The organism is Xanthomonas sp. 3058 (genome assembly GCF_014199765.1).
GTDB classification, from domain to species: domain Bacteria; phylum Pseudomonadota; class Gammaproteobacteria; order Xanthomonadales; family Xanthomonadaceae; genus Xanthomonas; species Xanthomonas campestris_B.
On sequence record NZ_JACHOF010000008.1, the window covers coordinates 156788 to 174252 of the forward strand.

General features: G+C 65.3%; 19 protein-coding genes. 15 read left to right on the forward strand and 4 right to left on the reverse strand.

Features of this window, described 5'->3' with window-relative positions; genetic code table 11:
- Positions 1 to 54: 54 nt before the first annotated feature.
- Positions 55 to 1944 carry a DNA topoisomerase IV subunit B gene (gene parE, locus GGR61_RS12550; RefSeq protein WP_184408405.1) on the reverse strand — a complete coding sequence of 630 codons (1890 nt, stop codon included), beginning with the start codon at positions 1942 to 1944 and terminating at the stop codon, positions 55 to 57.
- A 162-nt stretch (positions 1945 to 2106) separates the two neighbouring features.
- On the opposite strand from parE, the gene GGR61_RS12555 reads away from it, so the two are divergent.
- The 9 genes from GGR61_RS12555 (at position 2107) to truD (ending at position 10079) form a co-directional block, all read left to right on the forward strand.
- Entirely contained in the window at positions 2107 to 2349 is a 243-nt protein-coding gene (locus tag GGR61_RS12555; protein ID WP_184408406.1) for a hypothetical protein, read from the forward strand.
- A 176-nt stretch (positions 2350 to 2525) separates the two neighbouring features.
- On the forward strand, positions 2526 to 4190 hold the full coding sequence (locus tag GGR61_RS12560) for a CTP synthase (protein ID WP_184408407.1): 1665 nt from the start codon (positions 2526 to 2528) through the stop codon (positions 4188 to 4190).
- Positions 4191 to 4442: 252 nt separating this feature from the next.
- Positions 4443 to 5273, forward strand: a complete 831-nt coding sequence (kdsA, locus tag GGR61_RS12565; protein ID WP_184408408.1) for a 3-deoxy-8-phosphooctulonate synthase — start codon at positions 4443 to 4445, stop codon at positions 5271 to 5273.
- Positions 5270 to 5632 carry a hypothetical protein gene (locus GGR61_RS12570; RefSeq protein WP_184621694.1) on the forward strand — a complete coding sequence of 121 codons (363 nt, stop codon included), beginning with the start codon at positions 5270 to 5272 and terminating at the stop codon, positions 5630 to 5632. The genes kdsA and GGR61_RS12570 overlap by 4 nt, the downstream gene beginning before the upstream one ends.
- Before the next feature lie 124 nt (positions 5633 to 5756).
- Complete coding sequence (gene eno, locus GGR61_RS12575) at positions 5757 to 7049, forward strand: phosphopyruvate hydratase (protein WP_184408410.1); 1293 nt, start codon at positions 5757 to 5759, stop codon at positions 7047 to 7049.
- A 3-nt stretch (positions 7050 to 7052) separates the two neighbouring features.
- Positions 7053 to 7409 carry a cell division protein FtsB gene (gene ftsB / locus GGR61_RS12580; protein ID WP_184408411.1) on the forward strand — a complete coding sequence of 119 codons (357 nt, stop codon included), beginning with the start codon at positions 7053 to 7055 and terminating at the stop codon, positions 7407 to 7409.
- Complete coding sequence (gene ispD, locus GGR61_RS12585) at positions 7406 to 8209, forward strand: 2-C-methyl-D-erythritol 4-phosphate cytidylyltransferase (RefSeq protein ID WP_184621697.1); 804 nt, start codon at positions 7406 to 7408, stop codon at positions 8207 to 8209. The genes ftsB and ispD overlap by 4 nt, the downstream gene beginning before the upstream one ends.
- 17 nt (positions 8210 to 8226) lie before the next feature.
- Complete coding sequence (gene ispF, locus GGR61_RS12590; protein ID WP_184621699.1) at positions 8227 to 8718, forward strand: 2-C-methyl-D-erythritol 2,4-cyclodiphosphate synthase; 492 nt, start codon at positions 8227 to 8229, stop codon at positions 8716 to 8718.
- 251 nt (positions 8719 to 8969) lie between these two features.
- Positions 8970 to 10079 (forward strand): tRNA pseudouridine(13) synthase TruD, encoded by a 1110-nt coding sequence (truD, locus tag GGR61_RS12595; RefSeq protein ID WP_184621701.1) that lies wholly within the window; start codon positions 8970 to 8972, stop codon positions 10077 to 10079.
- Positions 10080 to 10324: 245 nt separating this feature from the next.
- On the opposite strand, the gene GGR61_RS12600 is transcribed toward truD, so the two are convergent.
- Positions 10325 to 10864: a Smr/MutS family protein gene (locus GGR61_RS12600; RefSeq protein ID WP_184408415.1), complete on the reverse strand. Its 540-nt coding sequence runs from the start codon at positions 10862 to 10864 to the stop codon at positions 10325 to 10327.
- A gap of 99 nt (positions 10865 to 10963) precedes the next feature.
- Between GGR61_RS12600 and surE the strand changes: the two genes are divergently transcribed.
- Genes surE through GGR61_RS12620 form a run of 4 tightly spaced genes read left to right on the forward strand, consistent with a single transcriptional unit; the run spans position 10964 to position 13826 of the window.
- Positions 10964 to 11743 (forward strand): 5'/3'-nucleotidase SurE, encoded by a 780-nt coding sequence (gene surE / locus GGR61_RS12605; protein WP_184408416.1) that lies wholly within the window; start codon positions 10964 to 10966, stop codon positions 11741 to 11743.
- Positions 11740 to 12420, forward strand: a complete 681-nt coding sequence (locus GGR61_RS12610; protein WP_184408417.1) for a protein-L-isoaspartate(D-aspartate) O-methyltransferase — start codon at positions 11740 to 11742, stop codon at positions 12418 to 12420. The genes surE and GGR61_RS12610 overlap by 4 nt, the downstream gene beginning before the upstream one ends.
- Positions 12421 to 12438: 18 nt before the next feature.
- The gene (locus GGR61_RS12615) at positions 12439 to 13053 is read left to right on the forward strand and encodes a YqaA family protein (RefSeq protein WP_184621703.1); all 615 of its coding nucleotides are present in this window, start codon (positions 12439 to 12441) and stop codon (positions 13051 to 13053) included.
- Positions 13050 to 13826, forward strand: a complete 777-nt coding sequence (locus GGR61_RS12620; protein WP_184621764.1) for a peptidoglycan DD-metalloendopeptidase family protein — start codon at positions 13050 to 13052, stop codon at positions 13824 to 13826. Before GGR61_RS12615 ends, GGR61_RS12620 begins: the two co-directional genes overlap by 4 nt.
- Before the next feature lie 168 nt (positions 13827 to 13994).
- Here the strand turns inward: GGR61_RS12620 and GGR61_RS12625 are convergent, their stop codons facing one another.
- Positions 13995 to 14375 carry an Mth938-like domain-containing protein gene (locus GGR61_RS12625; protein ID WP_184621705.1) on the reverse strand — a complete coding sequence of 127 codons (381 nt, stop codon included), beginning with the start codon at positions 14373 to 14375 and terminating at the stop codon, positions 13995 to 13997.
- A 15-nt stretch (positions 14376 to 14390) separates the two neighbouring features.
- Entirely contained in the window at positions 14391 to 14696 is a 306-nt protein-coding gene (gene yhbY / locus GGR61_RS12630; RefSeq protein WP_184621707.1) for a ribosome assembly RNA-binding protein YhbY, read from the reverse strand.
- Positions 14697 to 14761: 65 nt separating this feature from the next.
- Here yhbY and rlmE point away from each other — a divergent pair, with 65 nt between their 5' ends.
- Together rlmE and ftsH are read left to right on the forward strand one after the other, a co-directional pair.
- Positions 14762 to 15394: a 23S rRNA (uridine(2552)-2'-O)-methyltransferase RlmE gene (gene rlmE, locus GGR61_RS12635; protein WP_184621766.1), complete on the forward strand. Its 633-nt coding sequence runs from the start codon at positions 14762 to 14764 to the stop codon at positions 15392 to 15394.
- A 60-nt stretch (positions 15395 to 15454) separates the two neighbouring features.
- On the forward strand, positions 15455 to 17395 hold the full coding sequence (ftsH, locus tag GGR61_RS12640; protein WP_184408422.1) for an ATP-dependent zinc metalloprotease FtsH: 1941 nt from the start codon (positions 15455 to 15457) through the stop codon (positions 17393 to 17395).
- Positions 17396 to 17465 lie beyond the last annotated feature (70 nt).

A 17465-nucleotide genomic window follows, 5' to 3' on the forward strand; every position in this document is an offset into this window, starting at 1 on the left:
CCGAGCACCGGCACGCCTGCCCGGCGGCTGCGCAGGCGTCGTGCTTAGCGGCGCTCAGACTTCCAGCGAGGCCAGGTCGCCCTTGGTTTCCAGCCACTGCTTGCGGTCGCCCGCGCGCTTTTTGGCCAGCAGCATGTCCATCAGCGAACGGGTCTGCTCGCCGTCGTCGATGGTCAGCTGCACCAGCCGGCGCGTGTCCGGATGGATGGTCGATTCGCGCAGCTGCTGCGGATTCATTTCGCCCAGGCCCTTGAAGCGGGTGACGCTGACCTGGCCCTTGATCTTCTCGCGCGCGATCTTGTCCAGCAGCGTGGTCTTTTCCTCTTCGTCCAGCGCGTAGAACACCTGCTTGCCCACATCCACGCGGAACAGCGGCGGCATCGCCACGAACACGTGTCCAGCCGCCACCAGCGCCGGGAAATGCTTGAGAAACAGCGCGGTCAACAAGGTGGCGATATGCAGGCCGTCGGAGTCGGCATCGGCCAGGATCACCACCTTGCCGTAGCGTAGCCCGCTGATGTCGTCCTTGCCCGGGTCGCAGCCGATCGCGATCGCCAGGTTATGCACTTCTTCGGACGCCAGCACGCTGCCCGACGCCACTTCCCAGGTATTGAGGATCTTGCCGCGCAGCGGCAGGATCGCCTGGAAATCCTTGTCGCGCGCCTGCTTGGCCGAGCCGCCGGCCGAATCGCCTTCGACCAGGAACAGTTCGGTGCGCGACAGATCCTGGCTGATGCAATCGGCCAGCTTGCCGGGCAGAGCCGGACCCTGGGTGACCTTCTTGCGGACGATCTGCTTTTCGGTCTTCAACCGCGCACTGGCACGGTCGATGGCGATCTGCGCGATCTTCTCGCCGATCTCCACGTTCTGGTTGAGATACAGGCTGAAGGCATCGTGCGCGGCGCCTTCGATGAAGCCGGCGGCCTGGCGCGAGGACAGCCGCTCCTTGGTCTGCCCGGAGAACTGCGGGTCGGTCATCTTCAGGCTGAGCACGAAGGTGACCCGGTCCCACACGTCTTCCGGCGCCAGCTTGACCCCGCGCGGCAGCAGGTTGCGGAAGTCGCAGAACTCGCGCAGCGCATCGGTCAGGCCCGAGCGCAGGCCGTTGACGTGGGTGCCGTGCTGCGCGGTGGGGATCAGGTTGACGTAGCTTTCCTGCACCAGTTCGCCTTCCGGCACCCAGGCCGCGGCCCAATCGACGATCTCGGTGTGTTTTTTCAGGCTGCCCGCGAACAGGTCGGCCGGCAGCATCTCGTGCTCGGCCATCTCGCCCTTGAGGTAATCGCGCAGGCCGTTCTCGAAGTACCAGCTGTCCTGCTCGCCGGTGGCCTCGTCGTGCAGCTTGACGGTCAGACCGGGGCACAGCACGGCCTTGGCGCGCAGCAGATGGCGCAGCGCGCGCACGTTGAACTTGGGCGTGTCGAAGTATTTCGGGTCGGCCCAGAAGCGCAGGCGGGTGCCGGTGTTCTTCTTGCCGACGGTGCCGACCACTTCCAGCTTGGAGGCGGCGTTGCCGTCGCGGAACTCCATGCGGTGCTCGTTGCCTTCGCGTTTGATGAACAGCTCGACCTTGGTCGACAGCGCATTGACCACGCTCACGCCCACGCCATGCAGGCCGCCGGAGAAGGTGTAGTTGCGGTTGTTGAACTTACCGCCGGCGTGCAGCCGGGTCAGGATCAGCTCGACACCGGGAATCTTCTCCTCCGGGTGCATGTCCACCGGCATGCCGCGGCCGTCGTCGGACACCTCGCAGCTACCGTCCTTGTAGAGGGTCACGTCGACCTGCTTGGCGTGACCGGCCAGCGCCTCGTCCACCGAGTTGTCGATCACCTCCTGCGCCAGATGGTTCGGGCGCGCAGTGTCGGTATACATGCCAGGGCGGCGCTTGACCGGGTCGAGACCCGACAGGACTTCAATATCGGCGGCGTTATAACGGGTGTTCATGCATCTCGTTGGCACGTGAAACGACGCGCAAGTGTGGGGGCTGGGGCGATTTTTTGCACGCGACAGGCGTTCAGTGCAGGGCTGGGTGCGGCTGGATACCCTGGCGCTGGATTCGGAACCAAACGTCCCCACCTGAGGATGTCACCGAAACCGGAGGAACCCATGAAGTTCAAACACATCCTGATGCTCACCCTCGGTGCCGCCGCAGTGGCCGCGCTTCCTGCCATGGCCCAGGCTGCCCCGCAGCAGACCGGTCAGGGCGCCAGCGCACAGAAGGCCGAAGACGCCAAGGCCAAGACCGAAGCCGAGCGCAAGGCCGAGCGCCGTGCCGCCGCTGCGGCGCAAAAGCCCAAGGCCGACAGCGCTCCGCGCGAGGAAGAGGAAGAAGAAAAGCCGGCGCGCTGATGCTCCTGCGCCTCGGCGATGCGCCACACGGACGCCCCGGCTTCGGCCGGGGCGTCTGCATTTACGGCATGCGCCCGCGGCAGCTTTCGCTCGCGGGATGGCTTCGGCGTCACACAACCCTTGGGCATTCGCCCGTCACCCGCTAAACTATGGCTTTCCGGGAGGCTTCAAGCCCCATGACCCCCCTGATTTTCGTTACCGGCGGCGTAGTGTCCTCGCTAGGCAAGGGCATTGCCGCCGCTTCGCTTGCCTCCATTCTGGAAGCGCGTGGCCTCAAGGTCACGATGATGAAGCTGGACCCGTACATCAATGTGGACCCGGGCACGATGAGCCCGTTCCAGCATGGCGAGGTCTACGTCACCGACGACGGCGCCGAGACCGACCTGGATCTGGGTCACTACGAGCGCTACGTGCGTACACGGCTGTCGCGCAAGAACTCGGTCACCACCGGCCGGATCTACGAGAACGTGATCCGCAAGGAGCGTCGTGGCGATTATCTGGGCGCCACCGTGCAGGTGATCCCGCACATCACCGACGAGATCCGCCGCTGCATCGACGAGGCCACCGCCGGCTTCGACGTGGCGTTGATCGAGATCGGCGGCACCGTGGGCGATATCGAGTCGCTGCCGTTCCTGGAGGCGATCCGCCAGGTGCGCACCGAACGTGGTGCCGAGAAGGCCATGTTCATGCATCTCACGCTGGTGCCGTATATCGCTGCGGCCGGCGAGTTGAAGACCAAGCCGACCCAGCACTCGGTCAAGGAACTGCGCTCGATCGGCATCCAGCCGGACGTGCTGCTGTGCCGGTCCGAGCAGGCGGTGCCGGATTCGGAGCGCCGCAAGATCGCGCTGTTCACCAACGTCTCCGAACGCGCGGTGATCAGCTGCCCCGATATCGACGTGCTGTACGGCATGCCGCTGGAGCTGCGCCGCCAGGGCCTGGACGAGCTGGTCATCGATCAGTTCAAGCTGCGCGACAAGGTCGCCGCTGCCGACCTGTCGGAGTGGGCCGCAGTGGTGGATGCGGTCAAGCATCCGCTGGACGAAGTCACCATTGCGGTGGTCGGCAAGTACGTCGATCACCAGGACGCCTACAAGTCGGTGGCCGAAGCATTGCGGCACGGCGGTTTGCGCCAGCGCACCAAGGTCAACCTGAAGTGGCTGGAAGCGCAGGACCTGGAAGGCAGCGACATGGCCGCCTTGCAGGATGTCGACGGCATCCTGGTACCGGGCGGCTTCGGCGATCGCGGTTTCGAAGGCAAGGTGCAGACATCCAAGTACGCGCGTGAGCACAAGGTGCCGTACTTCGGCATCTGCTATGGCATGCAGGCGGCGGTGGTGGACTATGCGCGCCACGTGGCCGATCTGGACGCAGCCAACAGCACCGAGAACGATCGCCAGTCGCCGCATCCGGTGATCGGCCTGATCACCGAGTGGCGCACCGCCAGCGGCGAAGTCGAAAAGCGCGACGAGAAGTCGGATCTGGGCGGCACCATGCGCCTGGGCCTGCAGGAGCAGCGCCTGAAGCCGGGTACGCTGGCGCGCGAGGTATACGGCAAGGACGTGGTCGCCGAGCGTCATCGCCATCGCTACGAGTTCAACAACCGCTACCGCACCCAGCTGGAAGACGCCGGTCTGGTGATTTCCGCCAAGTCGATGGACGACACGCTGGTGGAAATGGTGGAACTGCCGCGCGAGGCGCACCCGTGGTTCCTGGCCTGCCAGGCGCACCCGGAATTCCTCTCCACCCCGCGCGACGGGCACCCGCTATTCATCGGCTTCGTGCGCGCTGCGCGCGAGAAGAAGGCGGGCGGCAAGTTGTTGAAGGAAGCGCGTGCATGAGCCGTTCCTTCTCCCGTCGGGAGAAGGGCTTAAATCAAAAACGGGTGGCGGATCCCTTCTCCCATCGGGAGAAGGTGGCGCGAAGCGCCGGATGAGAGGGGCGCCGCAGCACACCGCAAGATGGCAGCCACGACGAACGCGTCGCCACGCGCCAGCCAAGGCAAACCATCTGGCTTTACCAGTGCCTAGCAACCGTACCCTCACCCCAACCCCTCTCCTGATGGGAGAGGGGCTTAATCAATAGGTGACCTGATGAAACTGTGTGATTTCGAAGTCGGCCTGGATCAGCCGTTGTTCCTGATCGCCGGCCCCTGCGTGATCGAGTCGATGCAGCTGCAACTCGACGTGGCCGGCAAGCTCAAGGAGATCACCGGCAGGCTGGGGATCAACTTCATCTTCAAGTCGAGCTTCGACAAGGCCAATCGCACCTCCGGCACCAGCTTCCGTGGCCCTGGCCTGGAAGAAGGCCTGAAGGTGCTGGATGCGGTGAAACAGCAGATCGGCGTGCCGGTGCTCACCGACGTGCACGAATACACCCCGATGAACGAGGTCGCCGCCGTCGTCGACGTGCTGCAGACCCCGGCCTTCCTGGTGCGGCAGACCGACTTCATCAAGAACGTCTGCGCCGCCGGCAAGCCGGTCAACATCAAGAAGGGCCAGTTCCTGGCGCCGTGGGACATGAAGCCGGTGGTGGACAAGGCCAAGTCGACCGGCAATGAGCAGATCATGGTCTGCGAGCGTGGCGCCTCGTTCGGCTACAACAATCTGGTCAGCGATATGCGTTCGCTGAGCGTGATGCGCGACACCGGCTGCCCGGTGGTGTTCGACGCCACCCACTCGGTGCAGTTGCCGGGCGGTCAGGGCAGCAGTTCCGGCGGCCAGCGCGAGTTCGTGCCGGTGCTGGCGCGCGCTGCGGTGGCGGTGGGCATCTCCGGCCTGTTCGCCGAAACCCATCCGGATCCGTCCAAGGCCTTGTCGGACGGTCCCAACGCCTGGCCGCTGGATCGCATGGAAGAGCTGCTCGAAACGCTGATGGAACTGGATGCAGTGACCAAGAAGCACGGGTTCGCGCGCTTCGCATGAGTTCCGATCCCTGGGCGTTGGCGGCATCGCATCGCCAACGCCGGCAGTGGCGGCACTGGCCCTGGGGCTGGATTGCGTTGGGTCTGTCGCTCGCTGCGTGGGCCTGCCTGGCCGTCATGGCCTTCCTGGTGACCGCCAGCATCGGCATGCCGGGCGACGGCAACCATGCGATGCAGGCCACCCGCATTCCGATGTTTGTCACGCTGTTGGTCGGCGTGCTGGTGACGCTGGGCGGTCTTGTCGCCAGCCCGGTCGCGTTCTCGCTGCGTCGCCAGCCGGGCGCTGCAGCCATGGGCTTGGCGCTGCTGCTGCTCTTGCTACTGCTGTTTTGCTTGTCGCTGCTGGGCCTGAAGGCCTAGCTGCACAGTCTTGCCGGTCAGTCACGCATCCGGCCCCATGCGATTTGGCAATGGACCGGTGTGCAGCGATAATCCGGCAGCTTGTTTCCGGTGTACTTCCCCCTTACTGGTAACCGATCGACCTATGACCACTATCGCCAAGATCCTCGCCCGCGAAATCCTCGACTCTCGCGGCAATCCAACGCTGGAGGCCGAAGTCACGCTGGCAGACGGCTCGTTCGGCCGCGCTGCCGTGCCCTCGGGCGCCTCGACCGGCACCAAGGAAGCGGTGGAGCTGCGTGATGGCGACAAGACCCGCTACCTGGGCAAGGGCGTGCTGCACGCGGTGCAGAACGTCAACGGCACCATTGCCGACACGCTCAAGGGCTTCGATGCCGCCGACCAGCAGGGCTTGGATCGTCGCCTGATCGACCTGGACGGCACCGAGAACAAGGGCCGCCTGGGCGCCAATGCGCTGCTGGGTGTCTCGCTGGCCGCCGCGCATGCCGTAGCCGCCTCGCGCAAGCAGCCGCTGTGGCAGTACCTGTCCACCATCACCGAATCGGATGTGGCGCTGCCGGTGCCGATGATGAACATCATCAACGGTGGCGCGCATGCCGACAACAACGTCGATTTCCAGGAGTTCATGGTGCTGCCGGTCGGTTGCAGCTCGTTCTCCGAAGCGCTGCGTGCCGGTACCGAAATCTTCCATGCGCTCAAGTCGGTGCTCAAGGGCCACGGCCTGAGCACGGCGGTGGGCGATGAAGGTGGCTTTGCGCCGGACTTCCGCAGCAACGTCGAAGCGCTGGACACCATTCTCGAAGCGATCGGCAAGGCTGGCTACACCGCTGGCGAAGACGTATTGCTGGGCCTGGACGTGGCCTCCAGCGAGTTCTACGACAACGGCAAGTACAACCTGGTCGGCGAGAACAAGCGCCTGACCAGCGAGCAGTTCGTCGACTTCCTGGCCGACTGGGTGGCGCAGTACCCGATCATCAGCATCGAAGACGGCCTGGCCGAGGACGACTGGGCCGGCTGGAAGCTGCTCACCGATCGCGTCGGCAAGAAGGTGCAGCTGGTCGGCGACGATCTGTTCGTCACCAACCCGAAGATCTTCAAGCAGGGCATCGACTCGGGCACCGCCAACGCGATCCTGATCAAGGTCAACCAGATCGGCACCCTGACCGAAACGCTGGAAGCGATCGCCATGGCGCATGCGGCCAACTACGCGTCCATCGTCTCGCACCGTTCCGGCGAAACCGAAGACACCACCATTGCCGATATCGCCGTGGCCACCACCGCCACCCAGATCAAGACCGGCTCGCTGTGCCGCAGCGATCGTGTGGCCAAGTACAACCAGTTGCTGCGCATCGAACAGGCGTTGGGCTCCGGCGCGCGTTACGCCGGCCGCGACGCGTTCGTTTCGATCAAGCGATAAGCCGTGCGCAACTGGCGCTGGCTACTGCTGGTGCTGGCGGTGCTGCTGGCTTGGCTGCAGTACCGCTTCTGGTTCGGGCCCGGGAATTCCGGCGAGGTGATGATGCTGGAAGCCCAGGTCGCGCATCAGACACAGGACAACGAAGGTCTGCGCCAACGCAACCAGGCGTTGGCAGCAGAGGTGAAGGATTTGAAAGACGGCGAGGCGGCGATCGAGGAACGCGCACGTAGTGAGTTGGGCATGATCAAGCCCGGCGAGACGTTCTATCGCGTGGTCGAGGATGCGCCGCCGCTACCGCCCGCAGTGGGCGCGCCATCGGACGGGCCGCCTGCAGCGGACGCGCCGGCGGAACAGCCATGACCGGTTCGATCTGGGCGATCGTGCCGGCGGCCGGGCGCGGCACGCGGTTTGGCGGGCAGGTTCCCAAACAATATCTGCAGGCAGGCGGGCAACCGCTGATGGCCTACACGCTGGCGGCGCTGGCCGCGCACCCGGTGGTGGCCGGCATCGTGGTGGCGATTGCGCCCGACGATGCCGACTGGCCGGGCTGGACGATGGTGCAGTCCAAGCCGGTGCGCACCTGCGTCGGCGGTGCCACGCGCGCCGCGTCGGTGCTGGCCGGCTTGCTGGCCCTCCCGGAGAGCGTGCGTGCGGACGACTTTGTGCTGGTGCACGACGCGGCGCGTCCGAATCTGGCGTTGGCCGACCTGGAGCGCTTGCTGGAAATCGGTCGTGGCGATCCGGTCGGCGCGATCCTGGCTGCACCGGTGCGCGATACCCTCAAGCGCGCGGGCGACGATGGCGGCATCGATGCCACCGAGCCGCGCGAGAGGCTGTGGCGTGCATTGACCCCGCAGCTGTTTCGCCGACATCAATTGATTCGCGGCCTCACCGAGGCGTCGGCCGCCGCTGTGGACGTCACCGACGAGGCGATGGCAATGGAGCGGCTCGGTCTGCGCCCGTTGCTGGTGGAAGGCGCCGAAGACAACTTCAAGGTCACCACGCCATCGGATCTGGCGCGATTCGAATTCGAGCTCGCCCGGCGCGGCGTCGCGATGGAGGCCGATGCGCCTGTCGCCTTGTCGCATGGTGGGTCCGAGGCCGCACGCAGCGATGCAGCACTGGCTGCCCGTGCGAACCACGACGCCGACGCCCTTTAATCACCTGCGGATTTGCCATGTCTTTCAATTTTCGAATCGGCCAGGGCTACGACGTCCACGCGTTTGGTCCTGGCGACCATGTGATGCTGGGTGGCGTGCGTGTTGCACACAGCCACGGCGTCCTCGCGCACAGCGATGGCGACGTGGTGTTGCATGCGCTGTGCGATGCGATGCTGGGTGCCCTGGCGCTGGGCGATATCGGTCAGCATTTTCCGCCCTCCGACGCGCGTTGGAAGGACGCCGACAGCGCGCAGTTCCTGCAGCATTGCGATGCGTTGCTGCGCGAGCGTGGCTGGCGTGTCGGCAATGCCGATGTGACCGTGATCTGCGAGCGTCCCAAGGTCGGCCCGCATGCGTTGGCCATGCGCGAACGCATCGCCGGCCTGCTGGCGATCGAGCTCGATGCAGTCAGCGTCAAGGCCACCACCAGCGAAAAACTCGGTTTCACCGGCCGCAGCGAGGGCATCGCTGCGCAAGCGGCGGTATTGCTCGGCAAAATCGCTGCCTGACGGCGGCTAACACAGCGCCTGCTCTCATCGCCGATCGGGTGCGGTCGGCGCTATGCACGGCGATCATCACGCATACCCTGCGGTTCCAAGCGTGCCGTCCATACGCATCTGATACTGCCGGCCAGGTTTTCTAGCCGCTCCAAATCGCTGTTACCTGCGCCGGGCTGATCCTGGCGTTGCAACGCGACACCACCGCGCCGAGGCATTCGGCATACAGCGCTCGACCTGTCGGCGCGAGGGTAAATCACAACATGAGCGACACCTTTGTTCTGCCGCGCGCGCATGGCGCTGCGGTCCTCAGCGCGGCAATGCGCAGCACGCCGGAAGATTTTCAGGTCGACGAATTGCCTGCATTCGAACCCTCCGGCGAGGGCGAGCACTTGCTGCTCACCATCCGCAAGCGTGGCCAGAACACCGCCTACATCGCCAAAAAGCTCGCGCAGTGGGCCGGGATCGCCGAGATGGGCGTCAGCTACGCCGGGCTGAAAGACCGCCATGCGGTGACCACGCAGCGCTTCAGCGTGCATCTGCCCAAGCGCATCGCGCCGGAAATCGCCACGCTCGATGACGACGACATGCAGGTGATCGACAGCACCTGGCACAACCGCAAGCTGCAGCGCGGCGCACTGTCGGGCAATCGCTTCGAGCTGACGCTGCGCCAGGTGCAGGGCGCGCATGAGGCGATCGAGCAACGCCTGCAGGCGATCGCAGCGCGCGGCATCCCCAACTGGTTCGGCGAACAACGCTTCGGCCGCGATGGCGGCAACGTGGTCGCTGCGTTGGCGATGTTCGGCTACATGCAAGTTGCAGACGGCACGTTGGCCGCGGCCCCTGCATCCAAGCGGCGGCTGCGCAACGATCAGCGCTCGATGCTGCTGTCGGCGGCGCGCTCGGCGTTGTTCAATCGTGTGCTCACCGCACGCGTGGAGCAGGGCAGTTGGGACACCGCGCTGGAGGGCGAGGCGTGGATGCTGGACGGCTCGCGCAGCGTGTTCGGCCCCGAGCCGTTTAGCGATGTGCTGGCCGAGCGCCTGGCGCGCTTCGATATCCATCCCAGCGGGCCGTTGTGGGGCGTCGGCGACCTGCGCCCGACCGATCAGGCTGCGGCGCTGGAGCGGGGGGCATTGTCCGATCCGCAATCCAGCGCGCTGCGAGAGGGGCTGGAAGCTGCCGGCTTGAAGCAGGAGCGCCGCGCATTGCGTTTGCGTCCGCAACAGCTGCAGTACCGCTGGCTGGACACGCACAGCCTGCAGATCGAATTCGCATTGCCGCCGGGCTGCTATGCCACCGCGGTGCTGTGGGAACTCGGCGAGGTCGGCGACGCTGGCCGTCTCAACGTCAGCGTGCGTTCCGACGCGTAAGGCGGCCGGGCTGCTGCCGCCGCACTGCCTGTCAGCAAGGAGGATCTTGGCGTGCCGATGCATGCAGGCAGGCAGTCTCGGTCACGATTGGCATCTGCTTGGTGCCATGTCGCCTTGCGACCGCTGCCTCGCGCGCGCTGCCTCGCGCGTCGCAGCCGCCTAGGCCGCGATCGGCAAGCCCGCTGACGCGTCAGCGGGCGCAGGCGGCTTCCAACGCGGCAATGCGGCAGCGTTGCCCAATCGGTCTAGCGCCGTGCCAGCAACACCAGCAGCGCGCCAGTGCCGCCTTGCGTGGGCGGCGCCGAATGAAACGCCAGCACATCGTTGCGCTGACGCAGCAGGCGGTCCATCAGATTCTTCAATACCGGCGCGCCGGTATCGGACTGCAAGCCTTTGCCGTGGATGATGCGCACGCAACCGTGTTCGTGCGCATGCGCTTCGAGCAGAAACTGTCGCAGCAGGGATTCGGCCTGCGCGGCAGTGGCACCGTGCAGATCCAGTTCGTCCTGGATCGAAAATTGACCGCGCTTGAGCCGCTGAAACAAACGGGTGGGAAGATTCTCGCGTCGATAGCTGGCGGTATCGCCTGCCTCCAACGGCGCGCTGTCGCGCAGCAGACGTGCGAATTCGGTATGTGCTTCGGCGTCGTCGCGCTCGGCCATGCGCGCACGCGGCTTCGGGCGCGGCTTGACGTTGGCCGGTGGCGCGACTTCACGAATCGGCTTGACCGCGCCGATCGCCGCGCGGAACAACGCGCCGTCGTCTTCGTCTTCAGGGTGCGACATGGTCACAGCGTAACGTGCCCCACCTCAGGTGCAAGCGAAGATCAAGCGCGAAGGGCACGGACGCATCCGGTATCATGGTCCGGTTTTCCGAGGAGTCTCATGCGCGTACTGGTTAGCAACGACGACGGTGTCGACGCCCCTGGCATCCAGATCCTGGCCGAGGCGCTGCGCCATGCCGGTCACGAAGTGATGGTGGTCGCTCCCGACCGCGACCGCTCCGGCGCCAGCAATTCGCTGACGCTGGATCTGCCGATCCGCACCCGCCGCATCGACGCGCAGACCTGCGCGGTGGCCGGCACGCCGACCGACTGCGTGCATCTGGCGCTGACCGGCATGCTCGACTACGACCCGGACATCGTGGTCTCCGGCATCAACAACTCGGCCAATTTGGGCGATGACGTGATCTATTCGGGCACCGTGTCCGCCGCGATGGAAGGCCGCTTCCTGGGCCTGCCGGCGGTGGCGGTTTCGTTGGTGACGCAGAACCACGAAGCGCATCACTACGAAACCGCTGCGCGCGCAGCGGTGGAGATCGTGGCGCGCCTGAAGGCCGACCCGTTGCCCGCCGACACCATCCTCAACGTCAACGTGCCGGATCTGGCCTGGTCGGATGTGCTCGGTTTCGAAGTCACCCGGCTCGGCAACCGCCACCGTTCCGAACCCTGCGTACCGCAGCGCGACCCGCGCGGCCGGACCGTGTACTGGATCGGCCCGGCCGGACCGGAGCAGGACGCCGGCCCCGGCACCGACTTTCATGCCGTGCGCACCGGCCACATCTCGATCACCCCGATCCATGTCGATCTCACCCGCTATCAGGCGCTGGAGACGGTGGCTGGCTGGGTCGGCGGGCTGACCGCTGCGCTGGATACGCCGGCATGACGCCGAGGCTGCGCCTGCTGCAACCGGAGTCGGTCGGCATCGGCATGACCTCCCAGCGCGTGCGTGACCGGCTGGTAGAGCGCCTGCGCGAGGCCGGCATCCAGGACGAAGCCACGCTCAACGCGGTGCGCACCGTGCCGCGCCATCTGTTCATCGATGAAGCGCTGGCCTCGCGCGCTTACGAAGACACCGCGCTGCCGATCGGCCACGGGCAGACCATTTCGCAGCCCTGGGTGGTCGCGCGCATGACCGAGGCGGTGCTGCAGGTAGCGCCGACCAAGGTGCTCGAAGTGGGCACCGGCTCCGGCTACCAGGGCGCGATCCTCGCCGCGCTGGGGCTGGAGGTCTACACCGTCGAGCGCATCGGCGACCTGCTGCGGCAGGCGCGCAAGCGTTTCCGCCATCTGGGCATGAACGTGCGCAGCAAGCATGACGATGGCCGCATCGGGTGGCCGGAACATGGCCCGTACGACGCCATCGTGGTCACTGCGGCAGCGCCGGCGTTGGTCGATGCCCTGGTCGATCAGCTCGCTGTCGGCGGGCGTCTGGTCGCCCCGGTCGGTGGCGCTTCGTCACAGTCGCTGGTGCAACTCACGCGCGGTGCCGATGGCGCGATCGAACAGCAGGTTCTGGCGCCGGTCACGTTCGTCCCGCTGTTGTCGGGCATGCTGGATTGAATCCATGAGAGTTTCTCGATGAAGATCTTCGGGCCGTTGTACGACGTGGCCATCCGTTGGTCGCGCAATCGCCGCGCGCCGGCGCTGCTGACCGGCCTCAGTTTCGTGGAGGGTTTCATCTTTCCCGTGCCGCCGGAAGTGATGCTGGCACCGATGTCGCTGGCCGAGCCCAAGCGCGCGTTGTGGTTCGCCACCTTGAGCCTGATCGGCTCGCTGTGCGGTGCGCTGGTCGGCTACCTGCTGGGCCATTTCGCCTTTGCCGCCTTGCAGCCCTTGATCGAATGGCTGGGCTGGAGCGCGAAGATCCAGATGCAGATCGAGGCGCTGCGCACCTTGGTGGCCGATTCGCCGTGGAAGGCGTTCTGGGCGCTGGTGCTGGTCGGCTTTACGCCGATCCCGCTGAAGATCTTCACCTGGGCTTCCGGCGTGGTCGGTGTGCCGATCCTGCCGTTCATCGCCAGCATGCTGGTCGGACGCGGCAAGCGGGTGTATCTGGTTGCAGGGGCGATCCGGCTGGGCGGCGCACGCGCCGAAGCTGCATTGCATCGCTGGATCGAACCACTGGGCTGGGTGGCCATGGCCGTCCTCGCGGTCGGGGCTGGCTGGCTGGTATGGAAGACAACCAACGGATGAGCAAGGCGCAGATGAATTCGGTACGCAAGACAGTCGTCATGCTCGCAGTGGCAGTCGGCTTGACCGCCTGCAGCAGCGCCACAGTGGTGCGTTCGCCTGGAGCGGGCGGCGGTTCGTCGTCGCGTCCCGCCGCGTCACGGCCGTCGGTACCGCGTCCAGGTGCCACGGTCACCGTCCAGCGCGGCGATACGCTCTATGCGATCTCGCGCCGGACCAACATTACCGCGCCGGATCTGGCCGCCTGGAATGGCCTGTCCTCTCCGAACACCATCTATCCCGGCCAGACGCTCAAGCTGTATCCGCCGGGTGCGGGCGGCAGCAGCAAGCCGGGTGCCAGCCCGTCCGCCGGCACGGTCGCTCCGTCGCGTCCGGTCGCACCGGTCGCCGCCCCGGTCAGTAGTGGATTTCCCTGGCGTTGGCCGGCCGATGGCGTGGTGGTCGGTACCTTCGTTGCCGGCGAAACCACCAAGCAGGGCGTGGATATCGCCGGCGCCAGCGGGCAGGCAGTGCGTGCCGCCGCCGATGGCGTGGTGGTGTATTCGGGCGCCGGCCTGGTCGGCTACGGCGAACTGATCATCATCAAGCACAACGACCAGTGGCTGTCTGCGTACGGACACAACCGCAAGCGTCTGCTCAACGAAGGCCAGAGCGTCAAGGCCGGTCAGCAGATCGCCGAGATGGGGCGCAGCGGCGCCGCGCGCGACATGCTGCACTTCGAGATCCGCTACAACGGCAAGCCGGTTGATCCGCTGCTGTATCTGCCGAAGAAGTGATTCGGGAATCGGGATTGGGGATTCGCAACGGCAACGGCGCTTGGCTGATGGTGCTGCGTAGAACGCGCTTTCTAGCGGCAGCAAAATCGCTTGAGGCATCGCTGCCGCCGTTCGCCTGAGAGCGAAACCTGCGCCAGCCTGCGTTTACGAATCCCCAATCCCGACTGCCTAATCCCGTCCCTCAAGAATCATCGCCAACGCCACTCGGCGGCCTTCGCTGGCCAGCACGTTGTAGGTGCGTGCCGCAGCCGCATTGGTCATCGCTTCCAGGCCGATGCCGCGGGTCAGGCAGGACGCCAGGACATCCGCCGTCGGAAAGCGCTGCTGCTCGCCGGTTCCGAGCAGAACCACCGCCGGAGCCAGCGCGAGCACTGCGTCCATGTGTCCAACCTGGAGTTGCTCCAGGCCGGACACCGGCCAGCCTTCCACCAATGTGTCCGGCATCAGCACGAAGCTCTGCTGCAGAATCTGGTCGTTCACCTTGGCATGGCGGCCATCGGCCGCGCGCAGCGCATAGGTGTAGTCGGGATGTTCCTGGCTCAAAGGCATAACGAACTCGTCCGCTCAGCCGCGCGGCAGCACGATCTGGCGCTTTTCCTTGCTGGGGCGATAGAGGATGGCGACGTGGCCGATCCGCTGCACCAGCGCGCTGCCGGTCTGCGCAGTCAGTTCGGCGATCATGGTGTCGCGCGCTTCGCGATCCTCCGATGCCACCTTCACCTTGATCAATTCGTGGCGCTCGAGCACTTCCTCGAGTTCGGCCAGAAATGCCGTCGTGACCCCTTTGCCGCCGGTTTGCAGCAGCGCTTTGAGATCGTGGGCCTGGCCGCGCAGGAAGCGGTTCTGGGCGGAGGTGAGAACAATGGACATGCAGGATCGAAGGGAAGCAAAGGGTGTTCAGGGTATCATGGCGGCCCGTTCAGACCCCTTCGCCAATGCCTTCCCGCAGTAAAAGCAGCCAGCGCTGGCTCAAGGAACACTTCGCCGACCCTTTCGTGAAAAAGGCCCAGGCCGAAGGCATGCGCTCGCGTGCGGCCTATAAACTGGAGGAGTTGCTGCAGCGCGATCGTCTGCTCAAGCCGGGCATGGTGGTGGTCGATCTGGGCGCTGCGCCCGGTGGCTGGTCGCAGCAGGTGCGCAAGTCCATGGGGGATAGCGGTCGGATCGTGGCGCTGGATATCCTGGACATGCCGGCCCTGGCAGGGGTGGAATTCCTTCACGGCGACTTCAGGGAGCAGACCGTCCTATCGCAGTTCGAGGCGATGCTGGGCGATGTGCCGGTGGACCTTGTGCTGTCCGATATGGCCCCCAATAAGAGTGGCATGGATGCGGTCGACCAACCGCGGATGATGCACCTGGCGGAACTGGCGATGGAATTTGCCGATAACCACCTCAAGCCGGGTGGGGCGTTCCTGATCAAGCTGTTCCAGGGTGTCGGATCCGACGACTACATTCGCGAGCTTCGCCGCCGCTATGACAAGGTGACGATTCGCAAGCCGGCGGCCTCGCGCAAGCGCTCCCCGGAAGTTTATGCACTCGGTCAGGGCAAGCGCGTCCAGATCAAGTAAGCTGCCAATGACCACCGTGTTTCAAGAATTAAAGAGTAGAGGGCACCGGAGCCAATGAGGATGAACGACTTGACCAAGAATCTGCTGCTGTGGGTGGTCGTCGCAGTTGTGCTGATGGTTGTCTTCCAGAGCTTCTCGCCGCGCGCGGCGGGCGGCGGTGGCCCCGACTCGATCACCTATACCCAGTTCCTGAAGGAAGTGGATGCCGGGCGCGTCAAATCGGTCGATTACACCGACGAGACCAATCTGGCGGTCAACGCGATCCACTTCACGCGTACCGACAACAGCGAAGCGACCGTCTACGGGCCGCGCGATGACAAGCTGGTCGACGTGCTGTACAGCAAGAACATCGAGATGACCCGCCAGAAGCCCTCCACCGGGCCCGGGTTCTGGTCGTTGGTGCTGAACTTCCTGCCGGTCATCCTGATCATCGGCTTCTGGCTGTTCATCATGCGCCAGATGCAGGGCGGTGGCGGCGGTGCCAAGGGTGCGATGAGCTTCGGCAAGTCGCGCGCCAAGCTGCAGGGCGAGGACCAGGTCAAGATCACCTTTGCCGACGTCGCCGGTTGCGACGAGGCCAAGGAAGAAGTCAGCGAGCTGGTCGACTTCCTGCGCGACCCGACCAAGTTCACCAAGCTCGGCGGCAAGATTCCGCGTGGCGTGCTGATGGTCGGCCCGCCGGGTACCGGCAAGACGCTGCTCGCCAAGGCGATCGCCGGCGAGGCTAAAGTGCCGTTCTTCAGCATTTCCGGTTCCGATTTCGTCGAGATGTTCGTCGGCGTCGGCGCCAGCCGCGTGCGTGACATGTTCGAGCAGGCCAAGAAGCATGCGCCGTGCATCATCTTCATCGACGAAATCGATGCGGTGGGCCGTCACCGTGGCGCCGGCCTCGGTGGTGGACATGACGAGCGCGAGCAGACCCTGAACCAGTTGCTGGTCGAGATGGACGGGTTCGAGGGCGGCGAAGGCGTGATCGTGATCGCGGCCACCAACCGTCCCGACGTGCTCGATCCGGCGCTGCTGCGTCCGGGCCGTTTCGATCGCCAGGTCGTGGTCGGCCTGCCGGACGTGAAGGGTCGCGAGCAGATCCTGCGTGTGCACATGCGTAAGTTGCCGCTGGCCGACGACGTGGTGCCGATGGTCATCGCACGCGGTACGCCGGGCTTCTCGGGTGCCGATCTGGCCAACCTGTGCAACGAGGCAGCGCTGTTCGCAGCGCGTGGCAGCGAGAAGGAAGTCCGCATGGACCACTTCGACCGTGCCCGCGACAAGATCCTGATGGGTGCCGAGCGTCGCTCGATGGCCATGAGCGAAGACGAGAAGACCCTGACCGCCTATCACGAGGCTGGTCATGCCATCGTCGGCCGTCTGGTGCCCGAGCACGACCCGGTCTACAAGGTCACCATCATTCCGCGTGGCCGCGCCCTGGGCGTCACCATGTATCTGCCGGAAGGCGACCGTTACTCGATGAATCGTGTGGCGATCGAATCCCAGCTGTGCTCGCTGTATGGCGGCCGCGTTGCGGAAGAACTGATCTTCGGCGGCGACAAGGTCACTACCGGTGCCTCCAACGACATCGAGCGGGCCACCAAGATGGCACGCAACATGGTCACCAAGTGGGGCTTGTCCGACGAGCTCGGCCCGGTGGCGTATGGCGAGGAAGAGGACGAGGTGTTCCTGGGCCGTTCGGTGACGCAGCACAAGAACGTCTCCGACGAAACCGCGCGCATGATCGACGAAGTGGTGCGTTCGATCCTGGACAAGGCCTACAGCAAGACCAAGACCATCCTCACCGAGAACCTGGACAAGCTGCATGCGATGTCGCAGCTGCTGCTGCAGTACGAGACCATCGACGTGCCGCAGATCGACGCCATCATGGAGGGCCGCGATCCGCCGCCGCCGGCCGGCTGGAACAAGTCCGACAAGGATGGCGGCAACAACAACGACAAGGGTAGCCCGCGTCCGTTGCCGCCGATCGCCGGACCTGCCGAGCAGCTGTAACGCCACGCATCGGTCAGCGACAAAGCAGTCATCAAGGCCGGGGAGCGATTCCCGGCCTTGATGCGTTATA

Bases quoted from the DNA above. Each gene is read 5' to 3' on its own strand.
- ftsH (WP_184408422.1), top strand. From the start codon at position 15,455: ATGAACGACTTGACCAAGAATCTGCTGCTGTGGGTGGTCGTCGCAGTT.
- GGR61_RS12620 (WP_184621764.1), top strand. From the start codon at position 13,050: ATGAGCAAGGCGCAGATGAATTCGGTACGCAAGACAGTCGTCATGCTC.
- GGR61_RS12560 (WP_184408407.1), top strand. From the start codon at position 2,526: ATGACCCCCCTGATTTTCGTTACCGGCGGCGTAGTGTCCTCGCTAGGC.
- parE (WP_184408405.1), bottom strand. From the start codon at position 1,944: ATGAACACCCGTTATAACGCCGCCGATATTGAAGTCCTGTCGGGTCTC.
- GGR61_RS12625 (WP_184621705.1), bottom strand. From the start codon at position 14,375: ATGCCTTTGAGCCAGGAACATCCCGACTACACCTATGCGCTGCGCGCG.
- GGR61_RS12600 (WP_184408415.1), bottom strand. From the start codon at position 10,864: ATGTCGCACCCTGAAGACGAAGACGACGGCGCGTTGTTCCGCGCGGCG.
- kdsA (WP_184408408.1), top strand. From the start codon at position 4,443: ATGAAACTGTGTGATTTCGAAGTCGGCCTGGATCAGCCGTTGTTCCTG.
- GGR61_RS12570 (WP_184621694.1), top strand. From the start codon at position 5,270: ATGAGTTCCGATCCCTGGGCGTTGGCGGCATCGCATCGCCAACGCCGG.
- GGR61_RS12555 (WP_184408406.1), top strand. From the start codon at position 2,107: ATGAAGTTCAAACACATCCTGATGCTCACCCTCGGTGCCGCCGCAGTG.
- GGR61_RS12615 (WP_184621703.1), top strand. From the start codon at position 12,439: ATGAAGATCTTCGGGCCGTTGTACGACGTGGCCATCCGTTGGTCGCGC.
- truD (WP_184621701.1), top strand. From the start codon at position 8,970: ATGAGCGACACCTTTGTTCTGCCGCGCGCGCATGGCGCTGCGGTCCTC.
- rlmE (WP_184621766.1), top strand. From the start codon at position 14,762: ATGCCTTCCCGCAGTAAAAGCAGCCAGCGCTGGCTCAAGGAACACTTC.
- GGR61_RS12610 (WP_184408417.1), top strand. From the start codon at position 11,740: ATGACGCCGAGGCTGCGCCTGCTGCAACCGGAGTCGGTCGGCATCGGC.
- ispD (WP_184621697.1), top strand. From the start codon at position 7,406: ATGACCGGTTCGATCTGGGCGATCGTGCCGGCGGCCGGGCGCGGCACG.
- yhbY (WP_184621707.1), bottom strand. From the start codon at position 14,696: ATGTCCATTGTTCTCACCTCCGCCCAGAACCGCTTCCTGCGCGGCCAG.
- surE (WP_184408416.1), top strand. From the start codon at position 10,964: ATGCGCGTACTGGTTAGCAACGACGACGGTGTCGACGCCCCTGGCATC.
- eno (WP_184408410.1), top strand. From the start codon at position 5,757: ATGACCACTATCGCCAAGATCCTCGCCCGCGAAATCCTCGACTCTCGC.
- ispF (WP_184621699.1), top strand. From the start codon at position 8,227: ATGTCTTTCAATTTTCGAATCGGCCAGGGCTACGACGTCCACGCGTTT.